Source organism: Tamlana carrageenivorans, from assembly GCF_002893765.1.
In the GTDB taxonomy this organism is placed as follows: Bacteria; Bacteroidota; Bacteroidia; order Flavobacteriales; family Flavobacteriaceae; genus Pseudotamlana; species Pseudotamlana carrageenivorans.
In genome coordinates this window covers 2,826,980-2,843,819 of the sequence record NZ_CP025938.1, presented here as the reverse complement: position 1 = coordinate 2,843,819, position 16,840 = coordinate 2,826,980, and the positions used below count along the sequence as shown (strand labels likewise).

Here is a 16,840-nt window from a genome sequence, read left to right as displayed (position 1 = left end):
AAAACAAACTAATAATGGCAAAAGAAATTAAACATTACCCCTGTTTCATCAATGGTGAATGGTTAGATTCCTCAAAAAGAGCACTTATTGAAGTAGAAAACCCTGCTAACAATGCCGTTTTTGCAACGGTTACCGCATGTACCAAAGAAGATGTGCAGTATGCCTTAGAAACTTCAGAAAAAGCGCAATTTGGATGGCAATTAACACCTGCTCAAACGAGAGCCAATTACATATATGCCATTTGCGATCGATTGAAAGCGGAACGGGAACATTTCGCCAAATTATTAGTTATGGAGCAAGGAAAAACCTATACCGAAGCACTTGGTGAAGTTGATGACACGATTCGATATATGACCTATTCCGCGGAAGCGGGACGACGCATTCAAGGCGCCATTTTTCCTACTGAAAATGCTAACGAGCGTTTGGAAATCCATAAAGTTCCTTATGGCGTTACCGTGGCGTTATGTGCCTTTAATTATCCTTTAGCTTTAATCGGACGAAAATTAGGTCCGGCTTTGGTTACAGGAAATACCATTATTTTAAAACCACATGAGTTAACACCTGTTACCGCTTCAGAATTTTGCCGATTGGTAGAAGACGCTGGCCTTCCTAAAGGGGTTGTTAATATGGTAGCGACACAAAATGCACAAACCGCTTCTTTATTAGTTGAAAGTCCGATTACCAAATTAATCAGTTTAACCGGAAGTACCAATGCGGGACGCGCTATGTATCGCGCTGCTGCGGATAACATTACAGGTTTAATCTTAGAACTGGGTGGTAAAGCACCATTTATTGTTTTAGATGATGCGGATATCGATAAGGCTGTTGAAGCTGCTGCCATTTCTAGATATGCCAACTGCGGACAAGTATGTATTTGCAATGAAATGGTAATGGTTGACGAAAAAATAGCTGATGAATTTACCGAAAAACTCATTAAACGTGTGGCACAAATTAAAACTGGCAATCCTTTTGATGCTTCGGTAACTATGGGTCCCAATGTAAGTTCCCAAGGTTTAGCACGTGTGCAAGATTTAGTAAATCAAGATATTGCCAGTGGTGCCGAACTGGTTATGGGAGGCGGCCGACCAGATGGTGCTGCATTTGAAAAAGGCAATTGGTTTGCTCCAACCATTCTTACCAATGTTAAAAACGGCGATGCCACAACAAAACACGAATTATTCGCGCCTGTTTTGCCCATCATTAAAGTGAATGGTTTTGATGAAGCTATGGCCTATTCGAATACCAGAGAAGAAGGATTATCGGCATACTTATTTACCAATAATTATAAGATTCATCAAAAAGCGATCGATCAATTACAGGTGGGAACTATTTTCATCAACAAACAAATTGTTGGCTATATTCAAGGCTATCATTCGGGGCATAAAACCTCGGGAATTGGTGGTGAAGATGGTATTTATGGTATAGAACATCATTTACAAAAACGCACGGTTTATTTAGAGTATTAATGTTAGAAGTTTCAAAACAACCCACTCTCAGGTTGAGCCCTTCGGAACCCAATTATCACCGATGTTGTGTTTAATTCATCATGTGAAATAATTAAAAATAAATTAATGAGTAATATAATGAAATGTAAAATTATCATTGTAATGTCAGCAGTTATTTTATCTGCCTGCACTAAAATACCTAAAGCAAGTATTGCGGAAACCGACGAACAAATAGAAGGAATTTTGAGTAAGTTAACTCTTCAAGAAAAAGCCGGACAGCTCAACTTAATACCCATTGAAGGCGAACCTACCGAAGCGCATTTTAAAATGATACGAGAAGGCAAAGTTGGAAGTGTGTTGAAAGTAAATGGTGTAGAAAATATCACCAAACTTCAAAGAATTGCAGTCAACGAGTCCCGTTCTGGAATACCCATTCTTTTTCAAGAAGATGTAATACACGGTTATAAAACAATAGCACCCATTCCAATAGCAGAAGCAGCAAGTTGGGATTTAGTGGCAATACGTAAGTCGGCAGCAGTTGCTGCCCGAGAAGCAGCAGTATCGGGTATTAACCTAACATATGCACCAATGGTTGATGTAAGTCGAGACCCTCGATGGGGACGACTTCTAGAAGCAGCTGGTGAAGACCCATACTTAGAGAGTCTTGTTGCTGCAGCTAGAGTTAAAGGATTACAAGAATCTAACGAAAATGGCAAAAATATATTAAGTTGTGTAAAACATTTTGCAGGCTACGGCGCATCCTTGGCAGGTCGCGATTACAATATTCAGGATTTCTCAGAACGTGAATTACGTGAGACATACTTACCTCCATTTCAAGCAGCTATAGACGCAGGTGTTGCTAGTTTAATGTGTGCTTATTCGGCTTACGATGGTGTACCATTAACTGCTAATCAATTTTTAATGCAGGATGTGCTGAGAGATGAAATGCGATTTAAAGGTCTAGCTATGACCGACTGGGAAACCATTAATAATTTGGTAAAAACTGGGGTTGCAGAAAATGATACTATTGCGACAATAAATACCATGAACGCTGGTATCGATATGGATATGAGTTCACAAAAATATGTAAGTATATTACCTAATTTGGTTGAAACTGGCAAAATATCAATAGAACAAGTTGATAATGCCGTGAGACGCGTACTTATGCTCAAAAAGAAGGCAGGATTACTCAATGATCCATTTAAGCATTTAGATACCCATGAAGAAAATAAAGAGCTACTTTCCGATAGAAACATCGCAGAAACAAAAGATATAGCATTAAAAAGTATGGTTCTTTTAAAAAATGATAAGGATGTTCTTCCAATATCATCTAATGTTAAAAATATTGCGGTAATTGGCCCTATGGCAAAAGCAACCAAAGATTTATTAGGTTGGTGGCATTGTATGGGTAGTGAAAAAGATGTTGTTACCTATTTTGATGGCATTTCTAAGAAGTTTGAACATGCTAAAATCACCTACGCTAAGGGATGTAATATAGACAGTTTTAAAGTTGTAGGTAAAGACCTAATACCTAAAGCTGTTAAAACAGCTGAAGAAGCTGATATTGTGATTCTTGTTCTTGGCGAAGAATATTGGATGAGTGGCGAAGGTGGAGGAACTGCTTCGTTACATTTGCCTGGGGCACAGGAAGAACTGTTTGAGGCCATAGCAGAAACAGGGAAGCCCTTAGTTACAGTAATAAATGCTGGTAGACCATATATTTTGACTGACATTGATGAGAAATCTGACGCCATTCTCTATGCATGGATGCCAGGAACAACTGGAGGAACTGCTTTATCAGAAATTCTTTCTGGTGAATTCAATCCACAAGGAAAAACACCTATGACATTTCCTTACCACGAAGGGCAAATACCTATTTTTTATAATTATCGCAGAACAAGCCACAAATTTGTGCCTGGCATTACAGACAACCGTTACTCAACTACATATCGCGATATCCAAAATGAACCATTATATCCATTTGGATATGGTTTAAGTTATACTAATTACGATTATTCTGATATTGAATTAAATTCAAAGGAGATGGTCGAGAATGGTTCAATTACTGCTACTGTTAAAATTTTTAATACAGGAAAAGTAAAAGGGACTGAAATAGTACAACTATATATTGGAGATAAGGTTTGTTCTGTTACGCGTCCTGAAAAAGAGTTAAAAGACTTTAAACTTGTTGAAATTGAACCTGGAGAAACAAAATCAGTTTCTTTTGAAATAACCCCTAATCAGCTTATGTTCATTGGGAAAGGAAAAGAGTATAAAAAAACTTTAGAAAAGGGTGAGTTTGATATTTTTATAGGTAAAAACTCAAAGGAGTTGAAAAAAGCAACATTTAGATTGAAATAAATATAACTATCAAATTAGAAAATACTAAACACTACATTTGTATTAGTAAAGGTAAAAAAAGCAGTAAACACCAAGGTTTTTAGCCGCTCAAACTGCATAGCGATTTAACAGAAAAGCACCACATAATCTACCACTACTCGTACAAATTACCGTTATCAAAATATTTCGACATGCTCAATATGACATACAACTAACTTTTTAAATTAAAATCTAGACCTGAAAGGTCTTATATATCAAAATTTGTGAGTCCATCACATTTAATAAATAACTATAAAAAAGAAAAACATGAATTTTAAACAATCTATTTTAACTCTACTCCTTCTTCCCGCATTTCTTACCAATTGCGGCTGTTCATCAGATTCAGAAAAAGACACCTCTAACGGGTCTAAACCCATAGCTGTAAATGATGTTTTAGAAGTTGAAGAAAACAGTACTTCCGGAACTACCAATCAAATTGATGTATCTAAAAATGATACTGTTGAAGATGTAAATTCGGCTACTTTCAGCCTCATTTCACAAGCCAACAACGGTACCGTAAGCGAAATTGATGAAGGTGTGTTTGAGTACATTCCTAATGAAAATTACACAGGAACCGACAGCTTCGACTATAAACTTACAGACGATCAAGGCAACAGCGATGAAGCGACCGTAAATGTAACAGTTACTCCTTGGGTACCTAGCGCCGAAGATTTCGAAAATATAGACCCGAACTACCCATCCTTTGTCTCGGTTAGAAACACCACGCCAGAAAATAAAAAATGGGTAAAATTAGAAGCCATGTCTGATGAGTTTGACGCATGGAACAGTTCAAAATGGTTTAAATCTACTTGGCATTATGGCGTTCCTGTTTTTATGTCGACTTCTAATAACAACTCGGGGGTTAGCAACGGTAATTTATGGATTAAAGCCACTTTAAACGAAAACAATCCTGACGATCGTTGGTTCCAGACTGCTAGAATACATTCCAGAGCCAAAACCTCTTACCCGATGTATACCGAAGCACGCATTAAGGCTGCTCATATTTCGGCATACAACACCTATTGGTTAAATAATGGCGATATTAATAATAGAGATGAAATCGACATCATTGAAAACAACTCCAAACCGTCTTGTAATTGTCAGCCAGATTTTCCAAATCAGATGAATTCTCAATATTTTCAAGCTGATGACAGCAAAACTCCACAAACTATAAGAAATTATGGAAACTTTTTAAGATCAGATTTAGCTGCTACGAACCCGTTGCGCCATGTTGGCTGGAATGAAGATTATCACACTTTTGGGGTATGGTGGCAAGATTCGAAGCACATTCAGTTTTATTTAAATGGACAGCCTGCTGGTAGCGTTGTAGTTGGTGAAGACCGAAATGGAAACACTTACTCGGAGCGTGAATTCACGCGAGAATTAGAAATTATATTCGATTTATGGACCAACGCTGCCGATTACTTAGGAGGACTTCCTCCAAAAAGCGATTTAAATGATAATAGTATCAATACTATGTACATTGATTGGGTACGTACTTGGACCTTAGAAGATGAATAGCATTTAAGACTTTAATTCGATCCTTGATGATATTAAAAAAGCCCTTTCAAGTCATAGAAATTGAAAGGGCTTTTATTTACACATAAATTAAAATTATCTGGTATCAGTTCGATCCAACAGCAATTTTAATACCCTCCATGGCGATATTTTTCTGGAACGCGTCGTTTATTTTGTCCAACGGATACCAATCGGTTACAAACTCATTAATGGGTAATCCAATAGCTAAAGCACTACGCACACAATCGAGTGTAACTGGATATACTTGCGGTGTATAGGCATACGAGCCTACTACAGTAATTTCTTTAAAGCAAATATCTTGATGCGGATTGACGGCTGTATCCCCAAGCTCAACAAAGAAACCGACTTCACATAAGCCACCACCTCGAGCAATATGTTTAAAAACCGATGAGAAAGCAACTCCTGAACCTGTTGTTTGAAAAGCAAAACCAACACCTTTATTATTCGTTTCTTTTTTTATTACAGTGATTAAATCTTCAGTCTTCTCATATTTCATAAAATTAAAAGTTTTGGATACTCCTAATTTTTTTGAAAATTCTAATCTGGAATCGTTACCATCTATGGCAAACACATTTTGTACACCCATAGTTTTTAAAACCAAAGCAATTGCTAGCCCAATAGGTCCACAACCTTGAATAAGTACAGGTGTGCCAAAGTTGAGCAAACCTGTAGTTTTTGCCCGTTCAACAGCGTGAACAGCTACCGCAATAGGCTCGATCATAATTCTGGTTTCGACATCGAATTCGCTCACATTAAAAAACGTTGAGTCTTTTCTTATCACTAAATACTCTCCAAACCAACCGTTTAAATGTACTTGATCATCGGGCATTAAGCCGTAACAGCCCATGTTTTCACACAATTCTGTTTTTCCTGGGGTATTTACACAAGCATCACATTGTCCACACGGAATGATGCTTGTTACTAATTTATCGCCAACAACAATAGGTTTCCCAATGGTATCGGTGGTAACATTTTTACCTAGTTTCACTATTTCTCCGGTGCCTTCATGTCCTAACACAATAGGTAAGCACCCAAAGGGATCACTTTTATACTCGTGTACATCGGTGCCACAAACACCGCAACCTTCTACTTTTATTAATATCTCATCATCAGATACTTCAGGAATAGGATACTCCTGAATTTCAAATGTTTTAGGCGCAATTAACATGGCCACCTTAGATTTGTTGGTACTCATCTTTTATCAGTTTTAAATTAACTTCTCTATCTTAAGCTCTACCAAAAATTAACGGCAGCCAAACGATCTTTTACTACGGATTTAATTTTAGGCAAGACGTTTTCCATGATGAATGGAGGATATGCCCCATCACCAGCTCTCGTCATTTCCTCGTACATATTTTTCATGTAAGTAGTATGAACAATGGTACCAATATTGATTTTTGCCATACCTTTTTGGATGCCCTTTTGGATGTCCGCATCAGGAATACCTGTACCACCGTGCAGCACCAAAGGGGTTGGAATAGCTTCAGCGATTTCATCCAATCTATCAAAATGAATTTTGGGCTCAGTAGGCGTAAAACCATGTGCGGTACCTATACCTACAGCCATTAAATCTACATTGGTTTCATAATTTAACAGACGTACTTCTTTTACATCTGCAAGAAAATCGTCATCTGATTTCACTTTCACACCACGCCCCATAATTTTACCAATTTCGGCTTCAACCACCACACCTCTTTCGTGTGCATAATTTACCACCTCTTTGGTTTGCTTGATATTTTCAAATATGGAAAGTTGCGAACCATCAAACATCACGGAGTCGTAACCGGCATCGATCGCGCGCTTGCACAATTCCACGGAAGTGCTATGATCGAGATGTAAATAAATCTCATTTTTGGCTATTTTTTTAAAGCCATCTACCATCGAGCGAAAAACCTCTGGAGTGTTTAATTGGGCTACTGGCGGGTATGTCATAACCATCACATTAGTATCCATGTCGTTAGCAGCTTCCACCACAGCTTTTAAATCGTAGCTATCATTCACATTAAACGCAGCTAAGCAACGTTGTGTTTTTCTGTAATCGTCAAACAGTTCTTTTAAACTATTGTACTTTTGATTGTAAATCACTTTTTCTGAATTTTTAGTTGCTGTGTCCATATAATTGTTCTTTACCAGTTTCTATTTTAATATTATTTATTCCTAACCAGTGATTGAATTCATTAAGGTCTTTTTGCATAAATCCTCTACCAATAATCCAGTGATGATCTAATCCATTGTTTAATACTGTATTCAACACTTCACCAACTGAGTTTCTAACTGGCTCTACTTCGGCATAACTTCCTCTAAATGCCATTTGAGAGGATTTAATATCTCCTTCCCATACTAATACCTTACCGGCATCTGGATATTGATATTTAGCAACAGTAATTGGCCCTTCTTTCTGTAAGAATTCTAACAACATCCCCATGCTACTTTCTTCACTATAGTTTTCGAGGATACTGTGGTTCCTCACTTCAAAACCCGTTTTTTCGTTGATTAATTTAGTTGGTGCTCCACCACAGTGCCAGAACCCCACTCTATTATCATTTTTATTCACTAATGATAAATCAACCAAAGTTGGAATTGCTTCTCCTAAACTTAATTGGTTCATGACAACCATTGTTAATAAAGCCCCCATATCCGATTCGTCTGCAACGGGAATACCTACATCTTGCACTAATGCACCTGCTCCATCTCCAGCAATGCCGTAGTGATCAAATAACTCTGGCCAGTTCTTTAATCCAATTCCTAAATAATCATGCACTCTTGCAAAATCTGCAACGGTCAAAGCGAACCGAATGGACTTATCAATTTGCTCATCTACAACATTATTAAACTTACAAAGCGGATGATTCAATAATTCTGATTTGACTCCCTGTATGATAGCATTTCCAAACTTTTCACCATGTTGCCATATGGTTTGGAAATCAATTCTTTCAACCTTAATTCCAAATGTGTTTAATAACGCTAACTCGTTCAATTCACAGTCATAGAAACCAGGAACTCTAAATCCACCTATCATTCCTACTGCACGTTGGTTAATAGAAGCTTTTGCATAAACCGCTTTAGCAAACTTTAAAATATTAGGCGCTAAATTTTCAGAATTTGGTGCTTCAAACAACCAAGAATATTTAACTCCACAAGAATTTAAAATATTCAACAAGAAATTTTGACCACATAGCCTGTTGTTTGACAATCTGCCGCCAGTAGCTTCATCATGCGACCAACTTAAAACTGGAATTACATTTTGGTTAAGCCATCTTGCTATAGTTGCGGCTAAATCACCATCAATAAACGAAGCTTGATAAATAATTAATCCATCAATATTTTCATAGTGCATGCCTTGCAGCCAATCATACATCTGCTCTTTCGTTTGTAATGGCGAATCAGAAGTTATTAGCTCAAACTTCTCATCAGGTATAATTGTGGATAAGCTATTTTTGGCAATTTCATAATTTTTTAAAATAGATTGCCAATCAAAGTGTTCTTCTTTACCAATGCCTACTATTGCTATTTTAGCAACATAGCTTGGTTTTGCAGGAGTAATCACTTTTTCGAATAAGTGACTAACTATTCCTTTTTCAATTGATATATTGTTTAAAACTTCCATGAATGATAGGTATTATTGTTCTACTTGTATTGGGCAATTTTGTTCCATAAATTCACGATTTGACAAACAGGTTCGACCTCCAAAATACTGAGCCACTTGAGCCGCAAAAAAGCTGGCGTAAACGAGGCGCTCTTTTAGCTGAAAACCCTGTAACAACGCCGATGCGTAAGCTGCATGAAAGGCATCGCCACAACCTGTAGTATCCACAACCTGAACTTTAAAGGCAGGTTGATGGATGTGTATGCCATCTTCGATCGCATAGGACCCGTTGGCGCCATCGGTAATAATAACTTGACCTTGGGTATATTTTGAAAGTTCTTTCAAACACGAAGCTACATCGTTTTTTCCTGTGATGTTTTGTGCACATTCTAACGGCAATATGGGGTCGGTACTAAGAGCGATCATTGCTTTCATGGTTTCTAGATTACCTGTTTCCATATCTAGCACGGTTTTTATACCGTATTTTCTAGCTATTTTTAGGAGCTCCAAATTAACCGAAGTGTCGTAACCATCCACCAAAAACAGTTTAAACCCCTTTAAAGTTGTCTCATCCAAATCTATTGGATTAAATGGTACATAGTTTTCCATGGAATAAATTACGGTACGCTCGCCATTTTGGTCAATTTGCACCACAGCAACAGCAGGTGAAGCGTTCTGGTTGTATTTTATAAAATCGGTTTTAACGCCATGATCTGTCAACTCCTTTTTAGCGACGACACTCAAAGGATTATCGCCTAAATAACCTAAAAAATAGGTGTCATGCCCCAAACTTGACAGTCCGCAAGCTGCATTACAAGCCGGGGACCCACCTTGAATAACTATTTTATCGGATTCACTTTTATGTCCCAATTTTACATTACTGGGCGTAGCCACCAATACATCGACCACATTTAAACCGCTGCATAATACTTTCATAACCAAAATTATTTAAGACAAATTTACAGTAGAGCTTCATTTTAATTTAAATCTTAAAACACCCTAAACATATACAATTTTGTCGTAAATTATAATTACTTTAGTAAAACAGAATAAAATGAAGCCTGAATTAGAACATATTCCGCATAAAATTGATCAATCCATTTATGCCTACACCTATAAAAACGCATGTTTTGCAGCTCCTTGGCATTACCATGAAGATTATGAACTCACCTATATTGTTAAAAGTTCAGGAATTAGACATGTTGGGAGTAGTTTGGATAATTTTCATGAAGGCGATTTGGTTTTAATAGGCAAAAACGTACCGCACTGTTGGAAAAACAATAACCATTATTTATCAGAAGCTATTTCATACTGCGTACAATGGCCCGAGCATACGTTTAAAAGTTTTATCGCTAATAATCCCGAATTACAGGCTTTACAAACCCTATTAAACTCGGCTCAAGCCGGCATTAAATTTACAAACATAAGTTTTAATACAGCTATAGGTAAGCGGCTAAGCATCTTACCTGATTTGAAGCCCGAAAAAATTATGATCGTGCTACTAGATATTTTAACCGATTTAGCAGCCAACTCTGAAAAAGAACTATTAGCCGTTGATCAAGCTCCAAATCAAGTCTCAGATAAAACAAATAGCCGCACCAAGGCCATATTAAACTATATCGACCAACACTATCATCAAAAAATAACCAATACCGATATGGCAAAGCTTACCCATATGAGTTCGGGCGCCTTTTGTAAATACTTTAAAAAACAATTTAAAAGACCTTTTACAAACTACTTAAACGAATTTAGAATTCGAAAGGCTTGTATATCTCTCCGTGAAACCAATAACACCCTATTAGATATTAGCTTAGCATGTGGCTACGATAATTTATCGTTTTTTCATAGGCAGTTTAAAAAATATGTTTCTATGACACCAAAAGCATATCGAACATTGATTGAGGGTTGAGCGTTGTTGGTTGTTAGCTGTTGGTAACTACAATTGAAACTTTTATCTTACGGTTAAATGATTAAAACTACCAAAAATTACTCTATAACCACTTGATTATGAGTAAAATACACTTTAAACAATGATATCTCAGAAACTTTGCTGCTTTGCTGCTTTGGAGCCTGAACTTTAAGGTAAAACCTCTATGGGATACAATTCATCACTATACATTTGACCATCACTCGCTGTAAAAGTGGCTCTAATCATATAAAATTGGCCTTCAGGTAAATCTTTAGTAGGAACCATGTCTTTTAAAGAAAACGTTTTAACCGTAGTTCCTGATGTTTTATACAAGGCGGTTTCATCCACTAATACTGTATCTTTAATAGGTATCCATTGGTTTTTAAAATGTCTAAACCATACACGAACACCACCTTCATCGGCATTAATAACTTGATGTTTTGAACCTGCATGATAGTTTACCTTCACTTGTATTTGACTACCTGATTTTAGCTTCTGTAAAGCCTTCTTATTTACTATTTGAATACTAGGTTTTACCAACGGTTTCACAGTCAGTTGGACTTGTTTTGAAAGCTTGGGATTATCTTTTAAAGCTACTTTAATAGTTGTGGTTCCTGCTTTCTCCAAAAAGAGCATGCCTGTATTTGTAACACGAGCGACTTTAGGATGCGTACTTGTCCAAACCAATGCTTTGTTGTCAGCTAACTGCGGCACCACTTTAGCTATAATTTGTATGCTATCTTTTTCATACAGTTCATCCTTAATAGGATTCAGAATAATATTTTCCGCTGAAATGGGTTCAAATGGCACAATCTCAAACGTAGATTCAGTTTGCTTGTTGTTGGCAACACTAGTAGCAGTAATTGTAGCATTCTCTCCTACCTGGCCTACAGCTTTCAGCATGCCGTTTTTATCCACTTTTAAAATATTTTCATTATTAGATGCCCAAAGCACTTTTTCCTCTGCATTTTTAGGCGTAAGTTCTACATCTAAAGGCATTGTAGTACCTTTTCTAATCTGTTTAGAAGTAGCTAATAAACTTATATTTTCAGGATCCAAGGCATTGGTATCTAGAATCGTATTCGCTTTTTTATCCTTAAAAACTACCGTTTCGCCATTACGCCATTTTACTGTTACTTTTTTAATATGATTTTCTGCACCTAAACCAAAATGTACGTTATTCAGTAAACTTTGTGAAAATACTTCTCCTGAAGAGCCAACGCGTTTGTAGTACGTATTTTTTTCAGTTTCCAGCGTTACTTGTGCAGACGTCGCATCGATATTCGAATTTGGTGCATAGCTCACACGAATTATAGCGTAATGACCTTGGTTTTGGGTATTCTGTTTATAAAGATACCATTGCCCCCCTTCACTGCCACTTAAAATATCTAAATGACCGTCTAAATCGAAATCGAAGGCTTGTCCCATATCACCATTACCAACATCACCAACAGCATTGGCACCGTGCATGGTTGTGGTTTCAAAATTATGATTTCCAGAATTTAACAACATGTAATCTGAAGTTCTTTTACCTATGAAACCCCAACGATAAACGAATAAATCTTGATGACCATCGTTATTAAAATCACCAGTAGTTACACCCAATGAATTGCTTCCTTCGGGTAAATTCCATGCCTTTGACACATCAACAAATTGGCCATTTTCATTTTTCAAGAGCACATCTTGTACGTTTCGGTTTTGTGATTCAAATTCTGGCGTTACGCTCGTTACACCACTTAAACTAAAACGGTATGCCCAAAATAAATCACCATTACGTACCAAAGCCGCTTTCCATTTATTTTCACCTACAGTTCCAAAATACAAGCCATCTTCAGAGGTATCTTCTGGCCAACCTGCAGCAGTATTTTTATCGAAGCTAAAATCGTCACCAGAAGCAATTTCATGTCTTACTTTGTTTTCTCCAAGAAAAATTGGATACGTCGTTCCTCGGTAATTTCCTTGGGCTAAATAGTAGTAATTTGTTAGGTTAATGGTATGGTCGCCTTCAAATTCAAAGGCATCAACACCTTTATAGCCACGGGTTTTAATGGCCATTTCTTTATGAATGGGATCGCAATCTAAAAATGGAGGTTCGCCTTTTCCTCCTTCAACCGACATGCCTCTGGCTAAGTATAAATCTAAATCGCCATCATTGTCAATATCGATATCGGTAACCGCCATAACCTGTTCGTATTCGGGTAAATCTTTAAGCATGGTTTTAGTAACATCGGTAAAGGTAAAATCACCGTTGCCTTGCCAAATCGACATAGGTCCGTATAAAATAATATCATCGATGCCATCGGCATTAATATCAGTCACTAAGGCACGAGAAGGATGCGCATCTTGAATCCCTTCAACCGATTTAAACTTAAAGGTACCATCACCTAAATTTTCATAAAAGAAATGCTGTGGTTTTTCCTTCTTTAAACCTTCTTCATTCACCAGCATAAAATCTAAATCACCATCCAAATCGAAATCTCCCCAACGGGCACCACGACCACGAGCACCCCGTGAAATACCTACATCGCCAGTGTAACGAATAAATGTACCGTTATCATTTTTATAGAAATTAGCACGTGAAGGTGCTGTGCCATTACCGCCACCTTGGGTAAGAATTAAATCGAGGTCACCATCATTGTCATAATCGCCTAATGCCGTACCATGCAAATCGTGCATAAACCATCGGGCTAAATCCTGATGATGTTTCGTAACTATACCGGCACCATTATTCCAATACAGTTTGCTGGTTTCTTCATTATGATTATTAACTATAAAATCGTAATACCCATCTTGATTGATATCGGCAACTGTTGGTCCGCCATACTTAATAGAATTGACTTTGTCGAGACCTGCAGACACACTAATATCTTCAAATTGGGGTATGGATAGCGTGTTTTGATCTTCCACTTCCACTTTATTTAAGGTGATATCGGCATCTCTTACTTCAATTTTTAATTGGGTTTGCCCTAAATCGGGGAAACTCACCAAAGCATTTACCGTTTGTTTTCCTTTTTTAGGAATATTGAGATTCTCAATTAGCAAACGACCATTGCCATACAAACTTAAACTGGCATAATGAGTTGGATTATCTAAATAAAAATAGACCTTTTTCACCACAGTACCAGAAAGATCTGTTTGAAATTCTAATGGATTTAAACTCGTAATGTCTGTTTCATTTGAAAAAATAACTACCTGATTCTTTTTTGAATCGTCGTGACAGGATTCTGCCAATAATAAAGTTATTAATACAACAAAACAGACTACTAATACGGACTGAATGGATTTAAAGGTCATAAAAATGAAGATGTTAAAATTTATTCTGGCTTATAAACTCGAATCCAATCTACTTTCATAATGGTTTTATCTACGTTGGCTACAGTAGGATCGGTTAAGAAATCTACAGCACCAGCGCCCTGACTATCACTTGAACGCCACGATTGGGCTGCTGCACTAATAATCATGTGCATGGGTTTGGTTAAACCATTTCCATTAGTGAAATTTTTCGGATCGATTTCATCGACAGGGGTTTTTCTAACCATTTTTCCATCTACATAATAAGATAGAGACCAAGGATCTTCCCATAAAACACCATAGTTATGGTAATCGTCAGACCAAATGGTATTTTTACCATCGGCGTACCAGGTTTCAGGCCCTTCGGGTTGATAATCTTGAAAAGGATCTCTAATGAATACGTGATGGCTTAAATGCAATCTTTTAGAAAAATAATCACTGCTTTTAGCACCGAAGGCTTCTAAATTATCGATTTCTTCGGTAGAATCATCACTCAACATCCAAACGGCTGATGACAATACCGATTCGCTAAGCTTCACGCGTACTTCCATATACATGGGGTACGTTACTGCGGCTTTGGATGAAATACAGCCTGTTTTTATTTTTTCACCTTCAATGGTAGCATGATACACCAATTCGCCATCAACAATATCAGATTGTTCGTAACTGTACTGAGTGATCCCAGGACCAGTCCACGAATTGATATAACCGTCTTTCCAGTCGGTTGTAAATTCTGAAGCTTCTTTTCCGCCGTCAAAATTAAATTCATTAGAAACTTGTGGCTGTAGTGTCCAAGTCAGATCATTTTCTAATTTAGGCAAGTATGATAAATCATCATTTTCTTGATCAATATCCGTTTCTGTGTCCGGTTTGGATTCGGTATCCTGAGCAGGCGCATCATTAGAATCACAGGCTATTAGAGATAAAGCCAAAATAAAGGTCAAAGAGCATTTATTTAAAAATTGTCGTTTCATAATTGTATTATTTTAATAGGAGTTATTATAATTTATAAAGCACAGATTTTAAAAATTACAGATTTTCATCTATATCCATTTGAAAAAAACTCCAAAACGTTTTAAGGCTTTGGAGTTTTAACAAACTAAACTAAATAAAAGATATTATGGGCGTAAATTAGCCTCGATCAAGGTTAAATTATCCAAATATATTTTCATGACTTCCGAATTCGATTGGTTATCTCCACGTAGATTAATTCTTGTAGGTCCTGACACAGAAAAAGTTACAATTTTTGAACTGTATACCCATTCTCCGAATTTGAAATTGGTATTAATTTCAGGATTAGGTCCTACACCCCAGTTAGTTGCAGGTGCCCAGTATAAACGAATATCTGGTGGAATTGCCCCTGCAGCATAGTTAGGTGGTGTTTCAACGTATACCCAAACACCTAACTCGTAAGTCTTACCAGCTTCTACATCAAAAGTAACGAATGCACCATCATTATCTACTTGTGCCATAATCATTCCGCCGTTTGGTTGAATTTCTACATATCCAGAATTAGTCCCATCATATGCTTGAGCTGTACTCACTCTAAAAGAATATTTATTCCATGGTGCTCCCCATCCTAGATCTTTCCAATTGGTATCTAAAGAATTTTCAAAACCGAAGTCATAGGTTCCGTTATCTAATATGTTGTTTCCAACAAACACCAATGGTACATCAGAAAAAGAATCGGCAGCAACAAAGTCCAATGTTGCTAAACTTCCAGCAGTATAAGATACGGTAACCGTATCATCATTATAAGCCGTTTCATTTAAAAGGCTTAATAAAATACGGTTTCCTTCAACGGCATCAACCATTGCAGATTCGATCATTGGATTTATAATAGTTCCATTATTGTCGATAGTTACTGAAAAATCGGCAGCATTAAGCGTTGCAGGATCCATTTCACGACTAAATTCTAAGGCGATATAATCTTGGTAATTATAAACCGCATCTAAACCTACAGGGTCTGTAGAAGGAACAACTTCAACGAAGTCATTGTAAGCTACCATAGCCTCACCAAAAGGGCGACCTCTTTCTGCCACTAAATCAAAACCAAAAACACCCATTTTACGATACTTGATATCAACAGTTTCCGTGTTTTCAACAGAAGCCGGTGTTCCTTCTTCAAAGTTCCAAGTGGTATTTTCTGGCGCACCTACAACACTGTATGTATATCGAATAGAGCGACTAGCTTCTAAAACATTTTTAGCACCATCAGCCATGTTTAAAGCAGCTCCTAGCGTACCATCTGGATTAATATAATTAGCTGTTACCGAAATACTAATTGGCTCAAGAACCGTTACAACAATAACCGTATCTAATTCTTTACCTTTTAACACTTCATCAACATAAGCATCATTTTTGAAGGTTTGATTTAAGGACACATCATATACACCTGCTTTATTAAAGTAAGCTTTTACGATATCATCAGAAGTTTCCGCTCCTTGAACACTGGTAATATTTTCAGGAAAAGTCCATTTTCTAGATTCAACTCCAGGAGAAACATCTCCAAAAGTTATATAATTACCAACCTCAATGGTATTACCAAAGTCCATCTGACTGGTATAAATAACACGATGACTTGGCTCATTTAATTCTATGTCATTATCACTGTCGCAGGCCGTGAAACTTAAAGCGGCAATGCACAGGAATTTAAATATATTTTTATAGATTTTCATTGCTTTTCTTTTT

At 37.0% G+C, this 16,840-nt stretch carries 11 protein-coding genes; 4 read left to right on the top strand and 7 right to left on the bottom strand.

The window, feature by feature from the left end; all coding sequences use genetic code 11:
* The first annotated feature begins 14 nt into the window (after positions 1 to 14).
* The 3 genes from C1A40_RS12530 (at position 15) to C1A40_RS18200 (ending at position 5,345) form a co-directional block, all read left to right on the top strand.
* Positions 15 to 1,466 carry an aldehyde dehydrogenase family protein gene (locus C1A40_RS12530; protein WP_102996185.1) on the top strand — a complete coding sequence of 484 codons (1,452 nt, stop codon included), beginning with the start codon at positions 15 to 17 and terminating at the stop codon, positions 1,464 to 1,466.
* A gap of 105 nt (positions 1,467 to 1,571) precedes the next feature.
* Entirely contained in the window at positions 1,572 to 3,806 is a 2,235-nt protein-coding gene (gene bglX / locus C1A40_RS12525) for a beta-glucosidase BglX (protein ID WP_102996184.1), read from the top strand.
* 285 nt (positions 3,807 to 4,091) lie between these two features.
* Entirely contained in the window at positions 4,092 to 5,345 is a 1,254-nt protein-coding gene (locus C1A40_RS18200) for an Ig-like domain-containing protein (RefSeq protein WP_158651356.1), read from the top strand.
* 103 nt (positions 5,346 to 5,448) lie between these two features.
* Here C1A40_RS18200 and C1A40_RS12515 read toward each other — a convergent pair whose 3' ends face one another.
* Genes C1A40_RS12515 through C1A40_RS12500 form a run of 4 tightly spaced genes read right to left on the bottom strand, consistent with a single transcriptional unit; the run spans position 5,449 to position 9,885 of the window.
* Positions 5,449 to 6,558, bottom strand: coding sequence for a zinc-dependent alcohol dehydrogenase (locus C1A40_RS12515; RefSeq protein ID WP_102996183.1), 1,110 nt, complete (start codon positions 6,556 to 6,558; stop codon positions 5,449 to 5,451).
* Positions 6,559 to 6,596: 38 nt separating this feature from the next.
* Positions 6,597 to 7,478 carry a class II fructose-bisphosphate aldolase gene (locus tag C1A40_RS12510; protein WP_102996182.1) on the bottom strand — a complete coding sequence of 294 codons (882 nt, stop codon included), beginning with the start codon at positions 7,476 to 7,478 and terminating at the stop codon, positions 6,597 to 6,599.
* Positions 7,462 to 8,970, bottom strand: coding sequence for an L-fucose/L-arabinose isomerase family protein (locus C1A40_RS12505; protein ID WP_102996181.1), 1,509 nt, complete (start codon positions 8,968 to 8,970; stop codon positions 7,462 to 7,464). The genes C1A40_RS12510 and C1A40_RS12505 overlap by 17 nt, the downstream gene beginning before the upstream one ends.
* A gap of 12 nt (positions 8,971 to 8,982) precedes the next feature.
* On the bottom strand, positions 8,983 to 9,885 hold the full coding sequence (locus tag C1A40_RS12500) for a carbohydrate kinase family protein (protein WP_102996180.1): 903 nt from the start codon (positions 9,883 to 9,885) through the stop codon (positions 8,983 to 8,985).
* 118 nt (positions 9,886 to 10,003) lie between these two features.
* Here C1A40_RS12500 and C1A40_RS12495 point away from each other — a divergent pair, with 118 nt between their 5' ends.
* A complete protein-coding gene (locus C1A40_RS12495; protein ID WP_102996179.1) occupies positions 10,004 to 10,858 on the top strand; it encodes an AraC family transcriptional regulator in 855 nt (284 codons plus the stop codon).
* Between the two features lie 168 nt (positions 10,859 to 11,026).
* Here C1A40_RS12495 and C1A40_RS12490 read toward each other — a convergent pair whose 3' ends face one another.
* From C1A40_RS12490 to C1A40_RS12480, 3 genes are all read right to left on the bottom strand, one after another.
* Positions 11,027 to 14,089 carry an FG-GAP-like repeat-containing protein gene (locus C1A40_RS12490; protein WP_158651355.1) on the bottom strand — a complete coding sequence of 1,021 codons (3,063 nt, stop codon included), beginning with the start codon at positions 14,087 to 14,089 and terminating at the stop codon, positions 11,027 to 11,029.
* A gap of 83 nt (positions 14,090 to 14,172) precedes the next feature.
* On the bottom strand, positions 14,173 to 15,123 hold the full coding sequence (locus C1A40_RS12485; RefSeq protein WP_102996177.1) for a family 16 glycosylhydrolase: 951 nt from the start codon (positions 15,121 to 15,123) through the stop codon (positions 14,173 to 14,175).
* A 144-nt stretch (positions 15,124 to 15,267) separates the two neighbouring features.
* Positions 15,268 to 16,827: a hypothetical protein gene (locus tag C1A40_RS12480; protein WP_102996176.1), complete on the bottom strand. Its 1,560-nt coding sequence runs from the start codon at positions 16,825 to 16,827 to the stop codon at positions 15,268 to 15,270.
* Positions 16,828 to 16,840: the final 13 nt, after the last annotated feature.

Coding starts and splice junctions, on each gene's coding strand:
- C1A40_RS12485 (WP_102996177.1), bottom strand. CDS start 15,123: ATGAAACGACAATTTTTAAATAAATGCTCTTTGACCTTTATTTTGGCT.
- C1A40_RS12495 (WP_102996179.1), top strand. CDS start 10,004: ATGAAGCCTGAATTAGAACATATTCCGCATAAAATTGATCAATCCATT.
- C1A40_RS12515 (WP_102996183.1), bottom strand. CDS start 6,558: ATGAGTACCAACAAATCTAAGGTGGCCATGTTAATTGCGCCTAAAACA.
- bglX (WP_102996184.1), top strand. CDS start 1,572: ATGAGTAATATAATGAAATGTAAAATTATCATTGTAATGTCAGCAGTT.
- C1A40_RS12505 (WP_102996181.1), bottom strand. CDS start 8,970: ATGGAAGTTTTAAACAATATATCAATTGAAAAAGGAATAGTTAGTCAC.
- C1A40_RS12480 (WP_102996176.1), bottom strand. CDS start 16,827: ATGAAAATCTATAAAAATATATTTAAATTCCTGTGCATTGCCGCTTTA.
- C1A40_RS18200 (WP_158651356.1), top strand. CDS start 4,092: ATGAATTTTAAACAATCTATTTTAACTCTACTCCTTCTTCCCGCATTT.
- C1A40_RS12500 (WP_102996180.1), bottom strand. CDS start 9,885: ATGAAAGTATTATGCAGCGGTTTAAATGTGGTCGATGTATTGGTGGCT.
- C1A40_RS12510 (WP_102996182.1), bottom strand. CDS start 7,478: ATGGACACAGCAACTAAAAATTCAGAAAAAGTGATTTACAATCAAAAG.
- C1A40_RS12530 (WP_102996185.1), top strand. CDS start 15: ATGGCAAAAGAAATTAAACATTACCCCTGTTTCATCAATGGTGAATGG.